Origin of the sequence: Bradyrhizobium sp. dw_411 (assembly GCF_018449695.1) — a bacterium.
GTDB lineage: Bacteria > Pseudomonadota > Alphaproteobacteria > Rhizobiales > Xanthobacteraceae > Bradyrhizobium.
This window is the reverse complement of sequence record NZ_JAAVUY010000003.1, coordinates 378,332-393,537: the sequence shown is the minus strand read 5'-3', so window position 1 is coordinate 393,537 and position 15,206 is coordinate 378,332. Positions and strand designations below refer to the sequence as shown.

At 58.3% G+C, this 15,206-nt stretch carries 15 protein-coding genes; 10 read left to right on the top strand and 5 right to left on the bottom strand.

Features of this window, described 5'->3' with window-relative positions; genetic code table 11:
- Positions 1 to 71: 71 nt before the first annotated feature.
- Positions 72 to 1,022: a TIGR00730 family Rossman fold protein gene (locus HB676_RS06830; protein WP_213736936.1), complete on the bottom strand. Its 951-nt coding sequence runs from the start codon at positions 1,020 to 1,022 to the stop codon at positions 72 to 74.
- A gap of 264 nt (positions 1,023 to 1,286) precedes the next feature.
- Between HB676_RS06830 and HB676_RS06825 the strand changes: the two genes are divergently transcribed.
- From HB676_RS06825 to HB676_RS06810, 4 genes are all read left to right on the top strand, one after another.
- Complete coding sequence (locus tag HB676_RS06825) at positions 1,287 to 2,015, top strand: CBS domain-containing protein (RefSeq protein WP_213736935.1); 729 nt, start codon at positions 1,287 to 1,289, stop codon at positions 2,013 to 2,015.
- 24 nt (positions 2,016 to 2,039) lie between these two features.
- Positions 2,040 to 2,438: a translational machinery protein gene (locus HB676_RS33720; RefSeq protein WP_249780098.1), complete on the top strand. Its 399-nt coding sequence runs from the start codon at positions 2,040 to 2,042 to the stop codon at positions 2,436 to 2,438.
- 129 nt (positions 2,439 to 2,567) lie between these two features.
- Entirely contained in the window at positions 2,568 to 3,224 is a 657-nt protein-coding gene (locus HB676_RS06815; RefSeq protein WP_213736933.1) for a BON domain-containing protein, read from the top strand.
- A 307-nt stretch (positions 3,225 to 3,531) separates the two neighbouring features.
- On the top strand, positions 3,532 to 3,909 hold the full coding sequence (locus HB676_RS06810; protein WP_346347272.1) for a hypothetical protein: 378 nt from the start codon (positions 3,532 to 3,534) through the stop codon (positions 3,907 to 3,909).
- Between the two features lie 13 nt (positions 3,910 to 3,922).
- Here HB676_RS06810 and HB676_RS06805 read toward each other — a convergent pair whose 3' ends face one another.
- Both HB676_RS06805 and hemN read right to left on the bottom strand, forming a co-directional pair.
- A complete protein-coding gene (locus tag HB676_RS06805) occupies positions 3,923 to 4,099 on the bottom strand; it encodes a hypothetical protein (protein WP_213736931.1) in 177 nt (58 codons plus the stop codon).
- Between the two features lie 118 nt (positions 4,100 to 4,217).
- Complete coding sequence (hemN, locus tag HB676_RS06800) at positions 4,218 to 5,570, bottom strand: oxygen-independent coproporphyrinogen III oxidase (protein WP_213736930.1); 1,353 nt, start codon at positions 5,568 to 5,570, stop codon at positions 4,218 to 4,220.
- A gap of 350 nt (positions 5,571 to 5,920) precedes the next feature.
- Here hemN and HB676_RS06795 point away from each other — a divergent pair, with 350 nt between their 5' ends.
- The 5 genes from HB676_RS06795 to HB676_RS06775 are packed head-to-tail and all read left to right on the top strand — an operon-like array spanning position 5,921 to position 12,958.
- A complete protein-coding gene (locus HB676_RS06795) occupies positions 5,921 to 8,338 on the top strand; it encodes a phosphoketolase family protein (RefSeq protein WP_213736929.1) in 2,418 nt (805 codons plus the stop codon).
- A gap of 46 nt (positions 8,339 to 8,384) precedes the next feature.
- Positions 8,385 to 9,194 carry an enoyl-ACP reductase FabI gene (gene fabI, locus HB676_RS06790; protein ID WP_213736928.1) on the top strand — a complete coding sequence of 270 codons (810 nt, stop codon included), beginning with the start codon at positions 8,385 to 8,387 and terminating at the stop codon, positions 9,192 to 9,194.
- Between the two features lie 27 nt (positions 9,195 to 9,221).
- On the top strand, positions 9,222 to 10,616 hold the full coding sequence (locus HB676_RS06785) for a bifunctional enoyl-CoA hydratase/phosphate acetyltransferase (RefSeq protein ID WP_213736927.1): 1,395 nt from the start codon (positions 9,222 to 9,224) through the stop codon (positions 10,614 to 10,616).
- Entirely contained in the window at positions 10,613 to 11,815 is a 1,203-nt protein-coding gene (locus tag HB676_RS06780) for an acetate/propionate family kinase (protein ID WP_213736926.1), read from the top strand. The genes HB676_RS06785 and HB676_RS06780 overlap by 4 nt, the downstream gene beginning before the upstream one ends.
- Positions 11,816 to 11,839: 24 nt before the next feature.
- Positions 11,840 to 12,958, top strand: a complete 1,119-nt coding sequence (locus HB676_RS06775) for an alpha/beta fold hydrolase (protein ID WP_213736925.1) — start codon at positions 11,840 to 11,842, stop codon at positions 12,956 to 12,958.
- A 14-nt stretch (positions 12,959 to 12,972) separates the two neighbouring features.
- Here the strand turns inward: HB676_RS06775 and HB676_RS06770 are convergent, their stop codons facing one another.
- Entirely contained in the window at positions 12,973 to 13,497 is a 525-nt protein-coding gene (locus tag HB676_RS06770) for a hypothetical protein (RefSeq protein WP_249780097.1), read from the bottom strand.
- Positions 13,498 to 13,666: 169 nt separating this feature from the next.
- Here HB676_RS06770 and HB676_RS06765 point away from each other — a divergent pair, with 169 nt between their 5' ends.
- Positions 13,667 to 13,969, top strand: coding sequence for a hypothetical protein (locus tag HB676_RS06765; RefSeq protein WP_213736924.1), 303 nt, complete (start codon positions 13,667 to 13,669; stop codon positions 13,967 to 13,969).
- A gap of 102 nt (positions 13,970 to 14,071) precedes the next feature.
- On the opposite strand, the gene HB676_RS06760 is transcribed toward HB676_RS06765, so the two are convergent.
- A complete protein-coding gene (locus HB676_RS06760; protein WP_213736923.1) occupies positions 14,072 to 15,196 on the bottom strand; it encodes an ABC transporter permease in 1,125 nt (374 codons plus the stop codon).
- Between the last annotated feature and the right edge of the window lie 10 nt (positions 15,197 to 15,206).

Genomic DNA, 15,206 nt, shown 5'->3' with positions numbered 1-15,206 from the left:
TCAGGTTATTCTCCCTTGAGTTCGCTCATTCCGACCAAATGGAGATGACAGGACCGACGTGTAGCCGTTGATCATCGCGCGGCACGCAAAGGCTCGCCACTCGCCGCATGCCAGTGCAGGATACCGTTCCATACTTCGTGGGCCGTCTCGGCAAACCAGAACAATTCCCGGTCCTCGGAATCAATCACCCCTTCATCGACGAGGAAATCCACGTCGACAGCCCGACGCCAATAAGCTTCACCCACCAGCACCACCGGAATCGGCTTTATTTTCCGTGTCTGTATGAGAGTTAGAACCTCGAAGAGTTCGTCCAGCGTGCCATATCCTCCGGGAAACGCGACCAGCGCCTTGGCCCGCAGCAGGAAGTGAAGCTTGCGAAGGGCAAAATAATGAAAGCTGAAACAGAGCTCAGGCGTGACATAGGGGTTTGGATATTGCTCGTGCGGCAGGCTGATATTGAGGCCAACGGACTTGGCTCCGACGTCGAATGCTCCGCGGTTGGCGGCCTCCATCATCCCGGGGCCACCGCCGGTCATAATGACCGTGTGGCTTTTGCGCGCACCATGATTTTCCATCGCGACCAGCCGTCCAAATTCACGGGCCACGTTATAATAGTGGCTTTTGGCCTGAATTCGCTCCGCAACCGCCAGTTGGCGTCGAAGTTCATTGTTGTCCCTATCGGCCTTCACGCGCGAGCGTAATTCCTCCACCCGGCGAAGCGCGGCGGCGGGTTCGCATATCCGGGTGCCGCCAAAGACCACGATAGTTTTCTCAATGTCATGCTTGCGAAGCTGCAGCTCGGACTTGAGGTAATCAATTTGCAACCGCACGCCGCGCAAGTCATCTTCCGCGAGAAAGTCAATATCCGTATCGGCAGGTCGATAGCTTGGGTTATTCAGTATCGCCTGTACGCGCTGAAAGGCCTGAGGATCTTCCTCTAGCGCTTTCGGCCGCTGCCAAGGCAACGCTTCGCGACGTTCGTCGGGATGAGCGGGCCCGGGAATATCCGGAATTTCTTTCATTGGCCGTTCAATCATTCCAGCTTGCCGGCGGCATCGTTCGTGAAATACCTCGGTATTCGAGCCCTCCGGCGGCTCGCCTTGTCTTCAATTAATCTCGGCAAGACTTGATTGGAGTATCGGACCCGATGGGACTTTGATGCGGATCAAGCTCAAGCCAGATTCCTTCATCGATTTACGACTTGACCTGCATCAAGCACGCAAAAAGTGCGGTGGCGTAACTTTCTTTGGCAATATTCTCAGCCACTCGACATCCGGAACATATCGATGCGCGCTCATCACATCATGACTCGTAAGGTCATCTCAGTCAGCCCCGATACTTCCGTGGTCGAGGCTGCCAACACCATGCTGCAGCAGCACATCAGTGGGCTTCCGGTCGTCAATGAAGCCGGCAAATTGGTTGGCATCGTCTCGGAAGGCGATTTTCTCCGCCGCGTGGAGATCGGAACCGGGCGGAAACACCGCCGGTGGCTAAATCTCCTGTTCGGACCAGGCCGGGCTGCGGCCGACTTTGTGCACGAGCAAGGCCGTAAGGTTGGAGAGATCATGACTCCCGATCCACTCACCGTGACGGAAGACGCCACACTCGAAAATATCGTCGAGGTGATGGAAAAAAATCATGTCAAACGCCTGCCAGTGGTGCGCGGAGATCAATTGGTCGGGATCGTAACCCGCGCCAACCTGCTTCAGGCCCTCGCGGGACTGGCGCGCGATGTCCCGGACCCGACTGCTGACGATGACCATATCCGTAATCGCGTTTTCGCCGCGATCGAGAAAAACGACTGGAAGCCGATTGCGCTTCGCGTTGCCGTGCGAAACGGCATCGTGCACCTCGGCGGCGCTATCCTCAACGAACGGTCCAGGCAGGCAGCAATTGTCGCAGCCGAGAATATTTCCGGCGTCAGGCAAGTTCACGATCATCTTTGCTGGTTCGATCCCGTCACAGGCGCGCACCTTTACTCCCCCGAAGACGACCAATTGAGACGAGCGATTTAGTTCGCCAACGAAAGGACCAAAGCAATGCAGCATTTCCACGCCGTCATCTGGATCGACCATTTGGAAGCCAGGGTCTTCCATCTTGGCCTATCCGGCCTCAACGAGGTCATCCTGCACCCCCATTTGCCGACGCGGCATATTCATCACAAGGCCAATTCGATCGGCAGCGGTCATGTCCATGAAAGCGGGGAATTTCTGAAACAGGTGCTGGACGCCGTCAGCGATGCCGGCGAAATCCTGATCCTTGGGCCATCCGGCGCTAAAGTCGAACTCGCCAAATATATTCGCGAACATAATCCGCAAATCGGCGATCGAATAGTGGCGGTTGAAGCCGCCGACCATCCCAGCGACCCCCAAATTATTGCCCATGCAAAGCTGCACTTCAAGATCGGTATCCCGCGCGCCGCGGCTGATCGGGCGTAATGCTTCCATCGTTCTGATCTGCCTGAGCTGAAATTTCACGCGAGCTTCGCGCCCTTGATCCGGATCAATGTGCTCGGCGCGCGACCGCAGAAGATGCATTTAAAGATAACCACACTATCGAGGCACACCATGAAAGAAGCAAAACTTCGTCAAGACATTATCGACGAATTCGAATTCGATCCCAGCTTTGATGGCGAGCATATTGGCGTGCTGGTCGACAAGAATGTCGTGACTTTGAGCGGGCACGTAAACAACTATGCAGAAAAACTCGCTGTAATAGCGGCGGCGCGGCGTGTAGATGGGGTGCACGCCATCGCTGAAAATATCGAGGTTCGCTATCCCTATCTGAGCAAGACCGCGGACGATCAAATTGCCCAACGCGCTTCCGATCTTTTGAAATGGGACGTTCTCGTCCCGAATGATTCAGTCGATGTGCTGGTACACGACGGATTTGTTACGCTAAGTGGCACCGTCGACTGGCAATATCAGCGCCGTGCAGCCGAAGACGATATGCGCAAGCTCTCGGGCGTCGTTTCTGTGACAAACATGATCAAAATAAAGCCCCGTATCGACGCATCCGACATCAGGACCAAGATCGAGGCCGCGCTCAAGCGGCATGCGGAGGTCGAAGCGGACGCGATACGCGTCACCGTAAAGGACGGCAACAAGGTGCTTTTGGAAGGACGTGTCGACAACTGGGATGAGCGCTACAAGGTCGAAACTGCGGCCTGGTCAACTCCCGGGGTTGAATCTGTCGATGACCGCTTGACGATCGGCCTGTCGTAAGAAGCCGATGCGATTGATGGCATGGATGCTGTTGGAAGAGCCGGCGGGAGTCTTAAACAGAAGCCAAAAGTCAGCAGCCTAATTTGTTGAGTCTGCTGCCGCCGATGGCGAGGTTGTCGCCTATGCCTAGCAGCATTGTGGAATCGAATTCGTCCGCTCTGCCGCCTGGCATGGATAGCCACATTCCTTTGAACGGGAACTTCAAATGATCATGCGTTCTGATCCATGGAATACCCGCTCCGCCGTCAGCAGGTGGGCGCACGTCTTTGAACGAAGCGGGCTCGCCTTGGCCGGTGGAGCATGCGGGTTGTTCGTTGCAGCCGAGGTGGCAAAGACCAACATCGACTTGCTCGGTACAGGCGGCCCTATCCTGGCCATGATGCTTGGCGGGGCCGCCGGCTTCTATCTCGGAATAGATCTGCCTCCGCCACCCCCTCACCGGGTGCAACTGCCGCTATGGCGCAAGGGCACATCAAGAGCGGATGCGGTAGAATTACTCAGCGCCGCTGGTACGTTCCTCGCCTCGGCAGCGGCTGTCGTATCCGTCTGCGCCATCATTCTGGACGACTCGATGGGCGCGAGCGGGACTCTTCTGATCGGCGGCGGTTGGGCGATCGGAGCAATGATGCAAATTGTCGCTGGCATCTTCGCGCGAACGCGAGCGGACGATTCTGTCACGTCCTAGCAACAGAGCAGCTCTATTCGCTGCTGTCACCCAGCGCTTTACCGGTGGCTTTATTGATGAAGTGGAATTGGGTGCACGCCGGACAGGTCACGAGCTCGTAAAGCTTCGGCTCGTTCGCCGCCTGCTTGAAGAGTGGTGTCTGCACCTTCATGCCCGTCCGGGGGCATCGAAATACGATCATGGAACTCATGGCATGAATATCCGAGACCGGGCCGCCCTCACCTTGATCCAAGTCAAATTCAGCTGCTCGCGGCGGCGAAAATCGAAATATTCCGCGATTGTGCCGCTGGCCGGCTCCGCCAATCGACCTAAACTGCCCTGCTGTGGAGTTGCTTCGATCCGTCCAGATGCGCATCGAATGCCGCTGCCAGACTGCGAACGAGAAATCGGGAGTCTTGCGCCAGATTGAACGTGGTACCTTCGCGTTGGACAACGCCGTCGGAAATCAGTTTTTTCAAACGAGGCGACGCGTTCAGTATCGTTTCCGGTGCCGAACGGTGCCGGGCGCAAATTGGATCGAGATCGACGCCGAAGTCGCACATGACGTGTTCGATGATCTCCGCGCGCAGCCGGTCGTCATCGGTCAACGCGTAGCCCTTGACGGTCGCCAACTTGCCATTGGCAATCGATTCCAGATAAGCGTGCGTGTTAACTTCGTTCTGCACGTAGCCTTGTGGCATGCGTCCGATCGCACTGGCACCGAAGCCCAGCAATATATTGCTGTCATCGGTGGTGTAACCTTGGAAGTTCCTGCGAAGTGCCCCGTTCCGTAACGCGGCGGCCATGGCATCGTCGGGCAGCGCAAAGTGGTCCAGCCCGATCTGCGAGTATCCAGCCTCCTTCAACGCATTGGTGATCGCATATGATTGTTCATGGCGTTCGAGGCTGTCGGGCAGCCACGCCTCATTTATCTTGCGCTGGTGCTTCTTGAAGGTTGGAACGTGTGCGTAGCCGAACACCGAGAAGCGATCGGGGCGAAGTTCGATGCATTGGCGGACCGTATCGAGGCACGAGGCTACCGTCTGATGCGGCAGTCCGTAGATCAGATCGAAATTGACACCGTGGATACCCGCGCGTCGCAGATTTGCCGTTGCGGCGGCGGTTTCCTCGAAACTTTGTACCCGGTGGATTGCACGCTGGACGATCGGATCGCAGCTCTGCACACCGAGGCTCACCCGATTGACACCACCATAGGCCAGTGCGTCGATCATCGCGTCCGAAAGCGTACGCGGGTCGATTTCGACGGCAATCTCGGCGGAAGGAGTGACAAGGAACGAATGCCTGATCGAGCCGATCAGATCCGCGAAGGTCTCGGGTGTCATGATGGTCGGCGTGCCGCCGCCAAAATGGATATGGTCAACCTGGATGCGTCGCTCGACTTGTCGCGATACCAGATCGATTTCACAGCGCAGAGCCGAAGCATATCGGGCCACCGGCTCATCGCGGCGAACGACCGAGGTATGGCAGCCGCAATACCAGCACATCGACCGGCAGAACGGAACGTGCATATAGAGCGACGTGCTGGCGTGTTGCGGAATCGTCTTCAGCCATTCGGCGTAGATATCCGGGCCGATCTCAGCTGAGAAATGCGGTGCGGTGGGATAGCTCGTATATCTCGGTAACCTTTCCTGTCCGTAGCAAACCGCGAGATCTGGTCTCATTTCGTACCGTTCCCGAATGGATTGAGCCGCCGTCGACCGGGCTTCTCGTGCCTGACGACGTATTTATGACCTCAACGGCAGGAGCGACTTTGCGCTAGCTCAAATCTGGCGCCGAAAACGGTCACACGGAGGACACCTATGCCCAAGAAACTGGCTGCTTGAGACAGATCAACCCGTCGGCCCGGTTAAGGCACCAATAAGTTCGAGAGTTGGGATCGCGATGCAGAAGCCAAAGGAGACGTTGGTGGTGCGATCGGCGCACATTCGCGGCCCCGGCTTTGATTTCACGACACGGTGGATCGATTGGACCTCACCTGTGTTCTTCATCGGTCCATTCCTGGAGGCGTCACATGCAAACGACAGTCGCAAACGATAGTCAGGGGAACACCGGTGATTTCGATCTGCTTGACCGTTACTGGCGCGCCGCGAACTATCTTTCGGTGGGCCAGATTTACCTGCTCGACAATCCCCTGCTGCGTGAGCCGCTACGGCCGGAGCATATTAAACCGCGACTGCTTGGACACTGGGGCACGACGCCTGGACTGAATTTTGTCTACGCACATCTTAATCGCGCCATCCGCGCGCGCGACCTCAACGTCATTTACGTCTGCGGTCCCGGACATGGCGGACCGGGCATGGTAGCCAATACCTATCTCGAGGGCAGCTACAGCGAGATCTACCCCGATATCGGCCGCAATACCGATGGCCTCCACAAACTGTTTCGCCAGTTCTCGTTCCCAGGCGGGATTCCAAGCCACGCCGCGCCGGAAACGCCGGGCTCGATCCATGAAGGCGGCGAACTCGGTTATGCGCTGGTACATGCCTATGGCGCCGCATTCGACAATCCCGATCTGATCTGTGCCTGCGTGGTCGGCGACGGCGAGGCCGAAACCGGTCCCCTCGCCGCTTCCTGGCATTCCAACAAGTTCCTGAATCCGGCGCATGACGGCGCCGTACTGCCGATCCTGCACCTTAACGGCTACAAGATCGCCAATCCGACGGTCCTCGGCCGAATGAGCGATGACGAGGTACGAAGTCTGTTTCTCGGCTACGGCCACGAACCGCTGTTCGTCGAAGGCGACGACCCCGCCACAATGCACCGTCTGATGGCGGCAACGCTGGATAGCGCGCTGGACAAGATCCGCGCCATCCAGACAGCCGCTCGGGACGGACGCGCGACGAGCGAGCGCCCGAAATGGCCGATGATCGTGTTGCGAAGTCCCAAAGGCTGGACCGGTCCGAAAGAAGTCGATGGCTTGAAAGTCGAGGGCTTCTGGCGCGCGCACCAAGTGCCGATCGCCAACCCCCGCGGCGATCCAGGCCATCTGGAACTGCTTGAGCAGTGGATGCGAAGCTATCAGCCGGAAACGCTTTTCGATGAGAGAGGCCGGCTGCACGACGAAATACAGGCGCTTGCGCCGGCCGGCAGCCGTCGCATGGGTGCCAATCCGCACGCCAACGGCGGACTGCTCAAGCGCGAACTTGAGCTACCGGACTTCCATTCCTATGCCGTGGACGTACCACACCCCGGCAGCGTCGAAGCCGAAGCAACGCGTGTCATGGGGCAGTTCCTCCGCGAGGTTATTGCGTTCAATGCTGAGGCACGGAATTTCCGCCTGATGGGGCCGGACGAGACAGCATCGAACAGGCTTGATGCAGTGTTCGATGTCACCGAGCGGGCCTGGATGGAGCGCGTCGAACCCTACGACGTCCATCTGGCCCAGGACGGTCGGGTGATGGAAGTCCTGAGCGAGCATCTCTGCCAGGGCTGGCTCGAGGGATATCTGCTTACCGGTCGGCACGGTTTTTTCTCCTGCTACGAGGCCTTCATTCACATCGTGGATTCGATGTTCAACCAGCATGCCAAATGGCTGAAGGTTTCGCGTAGCCTGCCGTGGAGACGCCCGATCGCCTCCCTCAACTATCTCTTGTCGTCACACGTCTGGCGACAGGACCACAACGGCTTCAGCCATCAGGATCCCGGTTTCGTCGATCTCGTGGTCAACAAGAAGGCCGACATCGTTCGCGTCTATTTTCCGCCCGATGCCAATACGCTGCTCTGGATTACCGACCATTGTCTTCGGACATATGATCGCATCAACGTGATCGTTGCCGGCAAGCAACCCTCCCCACAATGGCTGACCATGCAACAGGCCGCCCCCCACTGCGACGCCGGCATCGGAATATGGCCTTGGGCCGGTACCGAAACCGAAGGCCTTGAGCCCGACGTTGTGATGGCTTGCGCCGGCGACGTGCCGACGCTCGAAACCCTGGCCGCGGTCGATCTGTTGCGAAAGGCGTTGCCCAATTTAAGGATTCGCGTCGTCAACGTCGTCGACCTGATGACATTGCAGCCGGAAGAACAACATCCGCATGGCATCAGCGACCGCGATTTCGACGGCATATTCACCTGCGACAAGCCGGTGATCTTCGCCTTTCACGGCTATCCCCATCTGATCCACCGCCTCACCTACAACAGGACCAACCACGCCGGAATGCACGTTCGTGGTTTTGAGGAAGAGGGTACCACCACGACCCCCTTCGATATGGTCGTACTGAACGAGCTCGACCGGTTTCATTTGGCGATCGAAGTGATCGAGCGGGTGCCCGGTCTGAGCGTCGCCGCCGCTCATATCAAGCAGCAATTTCGTGACGCCCTCCTCGAGCATACGCGATATGTCCGCCAACACGGCGAAGACATGCCGCAAATCCGGGACTGGAAATGGCCTTACGGCTCCGCTGCGGACCCTGCGATCCGCGAAACGTGATCTGGTCGATCGAAGCCGTACAAGTAACGTGAGAACGGATGACACAATGCCTGTGCAAGATGTTTCCTCCGACGGTTCGGACAGCGAAGGGATTGTTTCGCTACGTGGCAAGAAAGGCCTGATCGTTGGCATCGCCAACGAAAGCAGCATAGCCTATGGCTGCGCCCGGATGCTTCACAATGCCGGCGCGGAGATTGCGGTCACCTATCTCAATGCAAAGGCCGAACCTTACGTCAGGCCGCTCGCCGAGAAACTTGAAAGCCCGATCGTAGTTCCCTGCGACGTTCGTGAGCCAGGTCAGCTCGATACAGTGTTCTCGCATATCCGTGAGGACTGGGGATGTCTCGATTTCCTGCTGCATTCGATCGCCTATGCGCCGAAAGAGGATTTGCACAGCCGCATCACCGATTGCTCACAAGCCGGTTTCGCAATGGCGATGGATGTGTCCTGCCATTCCTTCATTCGCATGGCGCGGCTGGCCGAACCTCTCATGAAGCAGGGAGGCTGCCTGCTGACTGTCACCTTCTATGGTTCAGAAAAAGTCGTTGAAGATTATAATCTGATGGGGCCGGTGAAGGCCGCACTCGAGAGTTCGGTACGTTATATGGCGGCCGAACTCGGCCCGAAGCATATTCGCGTTCACGCGCTCTCTCCAGGGCCGTTGAAAACGCGCGCCGCATCCGGCATCGAGCGCTTCGATGAACTGCTGGAACGGACCCGCGCCCGCACACCTGAGCACCGGCTCGTCAGCATCGAAGATGTGGGAAATCTCGCGGTTTTTCTGGTCAGCGACGCCGCGAAGGGACTGACTGGAAACATCGAATACATCGATGCGGGATATCACATCGTCGGCTGAGCGTTAGCGAGCGCCTGGAGGAATTGGATGGAGCAAATCGAAAACCGGACATTTGACGAGATCAAGCTGGGCGACACCGCCAGTCTGGTCCGGACGCTCACCTATAAGGACATTGAAGTATTTGCGATCATGTCCGGCGATGTCAACCCGGCCCATGTCGACCAGACCTTCGCGAAGAGCGACTTCTTCCACAGGATTGTGGCCCACGGCATGTGGGGTGCGGCGCTGATATCGACGGTGCTTGGAACGCAATTGCCGGGTCCGGGGACGATCTATGTGGATCAGTCCTTGCATTTCCTCAAACCGGTAGGTCTGGGGGACACAATCACTGTGACGGTAACAGTGAAGGAGAAAGTCGAAAAAACGCATCGCGTCATCTTCGAATGCCGCGTATCGAACCAGCATGGCGAAGAGGTCATTTCCGGCACGGCGGAGGTTATCGCCCCGGCCGAGAAAATCTGCCGACCACGCGTTGTTCTTCCCGAAATTGAATTGCGGCAAAAAGGACGCCGCTACGAAAACCTGATCGAGATGACCCGCGGTCTCGCCCCGATCACCACAGCGGTCGTCCATCCGGTCGATACCGTCTCTCTGCTCGGCGCCGTCGAGGCGGCGCGCGCCGGGCTTATCGTGCCGATCCTGGTTGGTCCGGAAACCAGAATTCGCGCCGCCGCCACCCAGGCGGGACTCGACCTCTCGCCTTATGAAATCGTCGCAACCGAACACAGCGAGGCGGCTGCCGCAAAAGCCGTCGCGATGGCCCGCACCGGCAGGGTCGAAGCGTTAATGAAGGGCTCGCTCCACACCGAAGAGCTGATGCACGCCGTCGTCGACCACGACCTTGGCCTGCGAACTGCCAGGCGCATCAGTCATGTCTACGCGATCGACGCGCCCAGCTATCCCCGGCCGCTTCTTATCACGGACGCTGCGGTCAATATCAGCCCAACTTTGCCCGACAAGCGCGACATCGTCCAGAACGCGATCGAATTGGCACATTCCCTGGGTATCCCGGAACCGAGAGTAGCCATTCTCTCGGCGGTCGAGACGGTTACGGAAGGCATTCGCTCGACGCTTGACGCGGCGGCTCTTTGCAAAATGGCCGACCGGGGTCAAATCACGGGCGGCATTCTCGATGGGCCGCTCGCCTTCGACAACGCCGTTTCGTTGGAAGCGGCCAGGACGAAGGGAATCGTTTCTCCCGTCGCAGGCCGGGCCGACATCCTCGTGGTGCCGGACCTCGAAGCGGGCAACATGCTCGCCAAACAGCTTGAATATCTTGCGGAGGCACAAATGGCCGGAATCGTACTCGGCGCACGGGTGCCGATCATTCTAACGAGCCGCGCCGACAAGACGCTGGCGCGATTGGGCTCCTGCGCCATCGCGTTGCTACTCGCACGCCACAAAACGAGGGTGGTATCGTGAGCGACGCCATCCTCATCCTGAACGCGGGCTCATCGAGCATCAAGTTCTCGCTCTTCGAAGGGCATGTACGGCCGGGAGCCAAGGGACTGATCTGCGACGGCGAGCTCGACGGCATTGGACATCGGGTGCATTTCGTCGCCAAGGACAACTCGGGAGCAACTTTGGCGGATCAGTATTTGACGGATGCCGCCACCCACGAAAACACCCTCGCCGCTCTCCTCCGTTGGGTGGAGCGGCAGTTTTCGAACAGCGACCTGGTCGCCGCCGGGCATCGCGTGGTGCATGGCGGATCGGTCTATTCCAGCCCCGTACGCATCGATCCCACGGTGATCGGCGAATTGAATAAACTCATTCCGCTCGCGCCACTTCATCAACCCCATAATCTCGCCGCCATCGCGGCTATCTCGAAGCTTCATCCGGCACTACCGCAGGTCGCGTGTTTCGACACCGCCTTCCACCATACCCAGCCCGAAATCGCGACGGCCTTTGCGTTGCCACGTGCGATCACGGATCAAGGTATCCGAAGGTACGGATTCCACGGCCTGTCCTATGAGTATATCGCCAGCATTCTTCCCGATGTCCTTGGTCCGGCGGCCGCCGAGGGCCGCGTTGTCGTTGCCCATCTCGGCAACGGGGCCAGCATGTGCGCGATGCACCGGCGGCAGAGCGTTGCAACGACCATGGGCTTTACCGCGCTCGATGGCCTTCCGATGGGCACCAGATGCGGCAATCTCGATCCGGGCGTTGTGCTCTACCTCCTCCGGGAGAAGGGCATGACACCGCAGGCCGTAACCGACCTGCTCTATCATTCCTCCGGTCTGTTGGGCGTATCCGGCGTCAGCGATGACATGCGGGCGCTGCTCGCCAGCGATGATCCGCTGGCCGCCAGGGCCATTGCCCTGTTCGTCTATCGGATTAGTCGCGAATTGGGATCGCTTGCCGCCAGTCTCGGCGGCCTGGACGCGCTCGTCTTCACAGCGGGTATCGGCGAACATGCGCCCGAAATCCGCCGGCAGGCATGCCAGCAAGCTGCATGGCTTGGTATCGAACTGGATGAGGCGGCGAATACCGCGGGCGCTTCAAGGATCACGACACCTGACAGCAGAACCTCGGCCTGGGTGATACCGACCAACGAAGATTTGATGATCGCCCGGCATACGTGGCGTCTGACAGACGACGGCGCAACAGAAAAAAACTGACAATCCGAACCAGACAGGTCCACCATGCCCAATGAAGTTTCGACCAAGCCTGCTAATGCGTTCTTCCCGAGTGTACCGGCATTCTGGCCGATGGCGATGGCAACCAGGATGTTCGAGCAGGGATCGGAACTCTACGCCAGGAACCTCAAATTCGTAGACGAGGAAATCAGGATTCACGATAATCTGCGACCCAAGCTCGCGACGCCAAACCGGGTACGTCTCGATCTGCGGACCATGGTGCTGCGCGATTACGGTACGTCAGGCGGAATTCCAACGCTCGTCAATGCGCCTTATGCCGGTCATACCGCGATGATCGCTGACTATCACCACGGCCAGAGTCTGATCGAGACACTTCTGGCCAACGGGATCGCCAATGTTGCGTTGACGGACTGGAAGTCGGCGACGGAAGACATGAAGGATCTCGATATCGACAATTATCTCGCTGATATGATTGTCGCGATCGATGATCTCGGAGGTCGGGTCAATCTGGTCGGCCTTTGCCAGGGCGGTTGGGTCGCGGCCATGGTGGCGGCGCGCTTTCCGGAAAAGGTCAATTCACTGGTGCTGGCCGGCGCGCCGATCGACACCGACGCTGGCAATGGGCCGATCAAGCGCATGGCCCACGCGTCTCCCGCGTCGTTCTACAAGGAACTGGTGGCGCTCGGCGGCGGCCTGATGAAGGGCAAATTCATGCTGCAAGGCTGGAAGAACATGCACCCGGAGCAGCATTATATTAAGGACCAGATCGATCTCTATGAGCACATCGACGACCCGGTCTACCTTGATAAAGAAGAAACATTCAATAGCTGGTACGAAAATCCGATCGATCTGCCAGGCCGGTGGTATCTCCAGGTGATCACCCAGCTCTTCAAGGAGAACCGGCTTGCCAAGGGGCAATTCATCGGGCTCGGACGAAAGCTCGATCTCCACAATATTGTTTGCCCGACCTATTTACTGGCCGGCGCGGATGATGACATCACCACGCCCGAGCAGGTTCTCGACGCCGCCAAATATCTCGGGACGCCCGCGCCGCAGCTCATGACGAAGACCGTGCCCGGCGGTCACGTCGGTCTCTTCATGGGAGCCCGTACCTTGAAAGAGCATTGGCCCCCGATCGTTCGGTGGATCGCGTCCAATAGTTGATCACGTCCCCGCGCCTATTTTGGCTGCGGCGGAAACACCTGATCGCTGAAGGGCGATGCCGTCGGTACCCGCATGACAATAAAGCTGCGTCCGATCGACTGATGGCAGGCGTTGCATGCGACTGTCAGATCGCCGAATGCGGTCGCGAACTTTTGGCTGTCTTTTGCCTCGATCGCCTCGGCGATGGACTGAACAGGCGCCGCCATTGTCGTGACGCTCGTCGCCGGAATGCCTGGATACAGCGACGCGGCATCCACCAGGCTGGCCTTGAGCCGGCGAAGCTCGTACGCCGCGAGTTCCCAGTTTGGAGATGAGCCGGCAAACCACAGTTTCATATGACGCAACTGGACTATGCTCATGATATCGGCCAGCCGCGGGACATACGGATCGTCGATTGCCGCATTCATTCCGGATTGGGCAATGGCAAGTGGCGTCGACGCGCAAACCATAAACAGCGCCGTCATATATCCAAGTAATCTCATCCGGAACTCCGTTCGCTTGTTATTTGTGCCGCCAGGATGACCCGAGACGATACTCATCCCCACAATAGTATTCGCGACCCTCGGTTGCCTTGCGCTCGATCAAGGCCACCTGCCGGGGGCGTTCCAGCGCAGCCGCCGCGCTTGATGCCGATCAATATGCCGGCACAACTCGCATGAGAGATTGCTCTCCGGAAACAACCACGATGCCCGAGCATGGAGAACCCAAATGCTGACGCACCTCCCGATCGTCATTCTTGCTTCGCTACCCTTCACTAAAGTCGCTGACACCGTGCCTAGTTTCGATATCGTGCGCGAATGCCGGTCCGAAGGCGGCTCGGCGGCGACCTTGGAGCGATGCGCCGCGGACGAAGCCGCCGCGCGCGATCAATTGCAGCCGCAATGGGCCCAATTCACTCCCCGCGACAAGACCGTCTGCCTCCGCGAAACCAGCATGGACAGCACGCCCAGCTACGTTGAATTGCTGACGTGCCTGGAAATGGCCAGAGACGTTAAGAAATCATCCAAATAATCTGCGGACATCTCGTATACGGTACTATCCCATCAAGTGACGTGAGAGCGATCGCCAGGCACGCCGGAAGCGGCTGCCTGGCAGTCGCGTGCACCACGTCCGCTAGGTTGCCTGTGCGACAACGGAGCGGAAGCGCAGGATGGCGAGACCAAAGAACAGTGCGCCGATGACGGCGACTGCGAGAAATTGCGGCCACACCACATCCAGTCCGGCGCCACGATAGAGAATCGATTGCGCGAAAGCGACGAAGTGTGTCGATGGCGATACCTGCATGAATTTGGCGAGCCAGGGTGGCATGCTCTCCAGCGGCGTATTGCCGCCCGAAAGCATATTCATGGGCAGGTAGACCAGCATGTATAACAGGCCGAGTTGCGGCATCGACCGGGCAACGGTGCCCAGGAAAATTCCGACTGCGGTTGCGAAGAACAGGTAGATCACCACGCCCACCATAAACAACGGTAGCGAACCTGCCACGGGGATTCCAAGCATCCCGCGCAGCACCAAATAGAGGCTAAGGCCGACCGCGACCGCGATCACCAGGCCATTCGCCCAGACCTTGGACAAGGCGATCTCGAATGGCGTCAGCGGCATCACGAGGAGATGATCCATGGTGCCATGCTCGCGCTCCCGTACCACGGCCGCGCCTGCGAGAATGATAGCCAGCATGGTGACGTTGTTGATGACCGCCATCACACTGGTGAACCACGCGGTGGTCAGATTCGGGTTGAACGCAATTCGCACATCGAGATTTACGGTGGACGGCTTTACGCCCTCGGCATGGGAGAGAAAATCCGCTATCTCGGTGGTAACAATCTGCTGGGCATAGCTGGAGCCTAATCCGGCCTGCACCATGGCGGTGGCATCGACGTTGATCTGCAGCCCGGGTTGCTGACCGGCCAGTACATAGCGTTCGAAATCCGGCGGGATATCGATGACGAAAGTATAGCGTCCCTTGTTCATCGCAGGAATGATATCCCGCTCGGCTATCAACTGCGGCGGCTGAAACAGCGGCGGGAAGAACGCATGAGCGATCCGGCGCGAAAGCTCAGAGTGATCTTCATCGACGATTGCGATTGACGCGTTATGCAGCTCCTGCGAGTTGCTGCGCGCCTGCAGGGTGATCGCCAGTGAAAATGCATAAACGACCAGACCCAGCAGAACGAAATCATGCGAGAAACTGCGCAGTTCCTTGACTCCCAGCCAGTAGATATTGGCGGCCTTTTTCATCATATCGCAC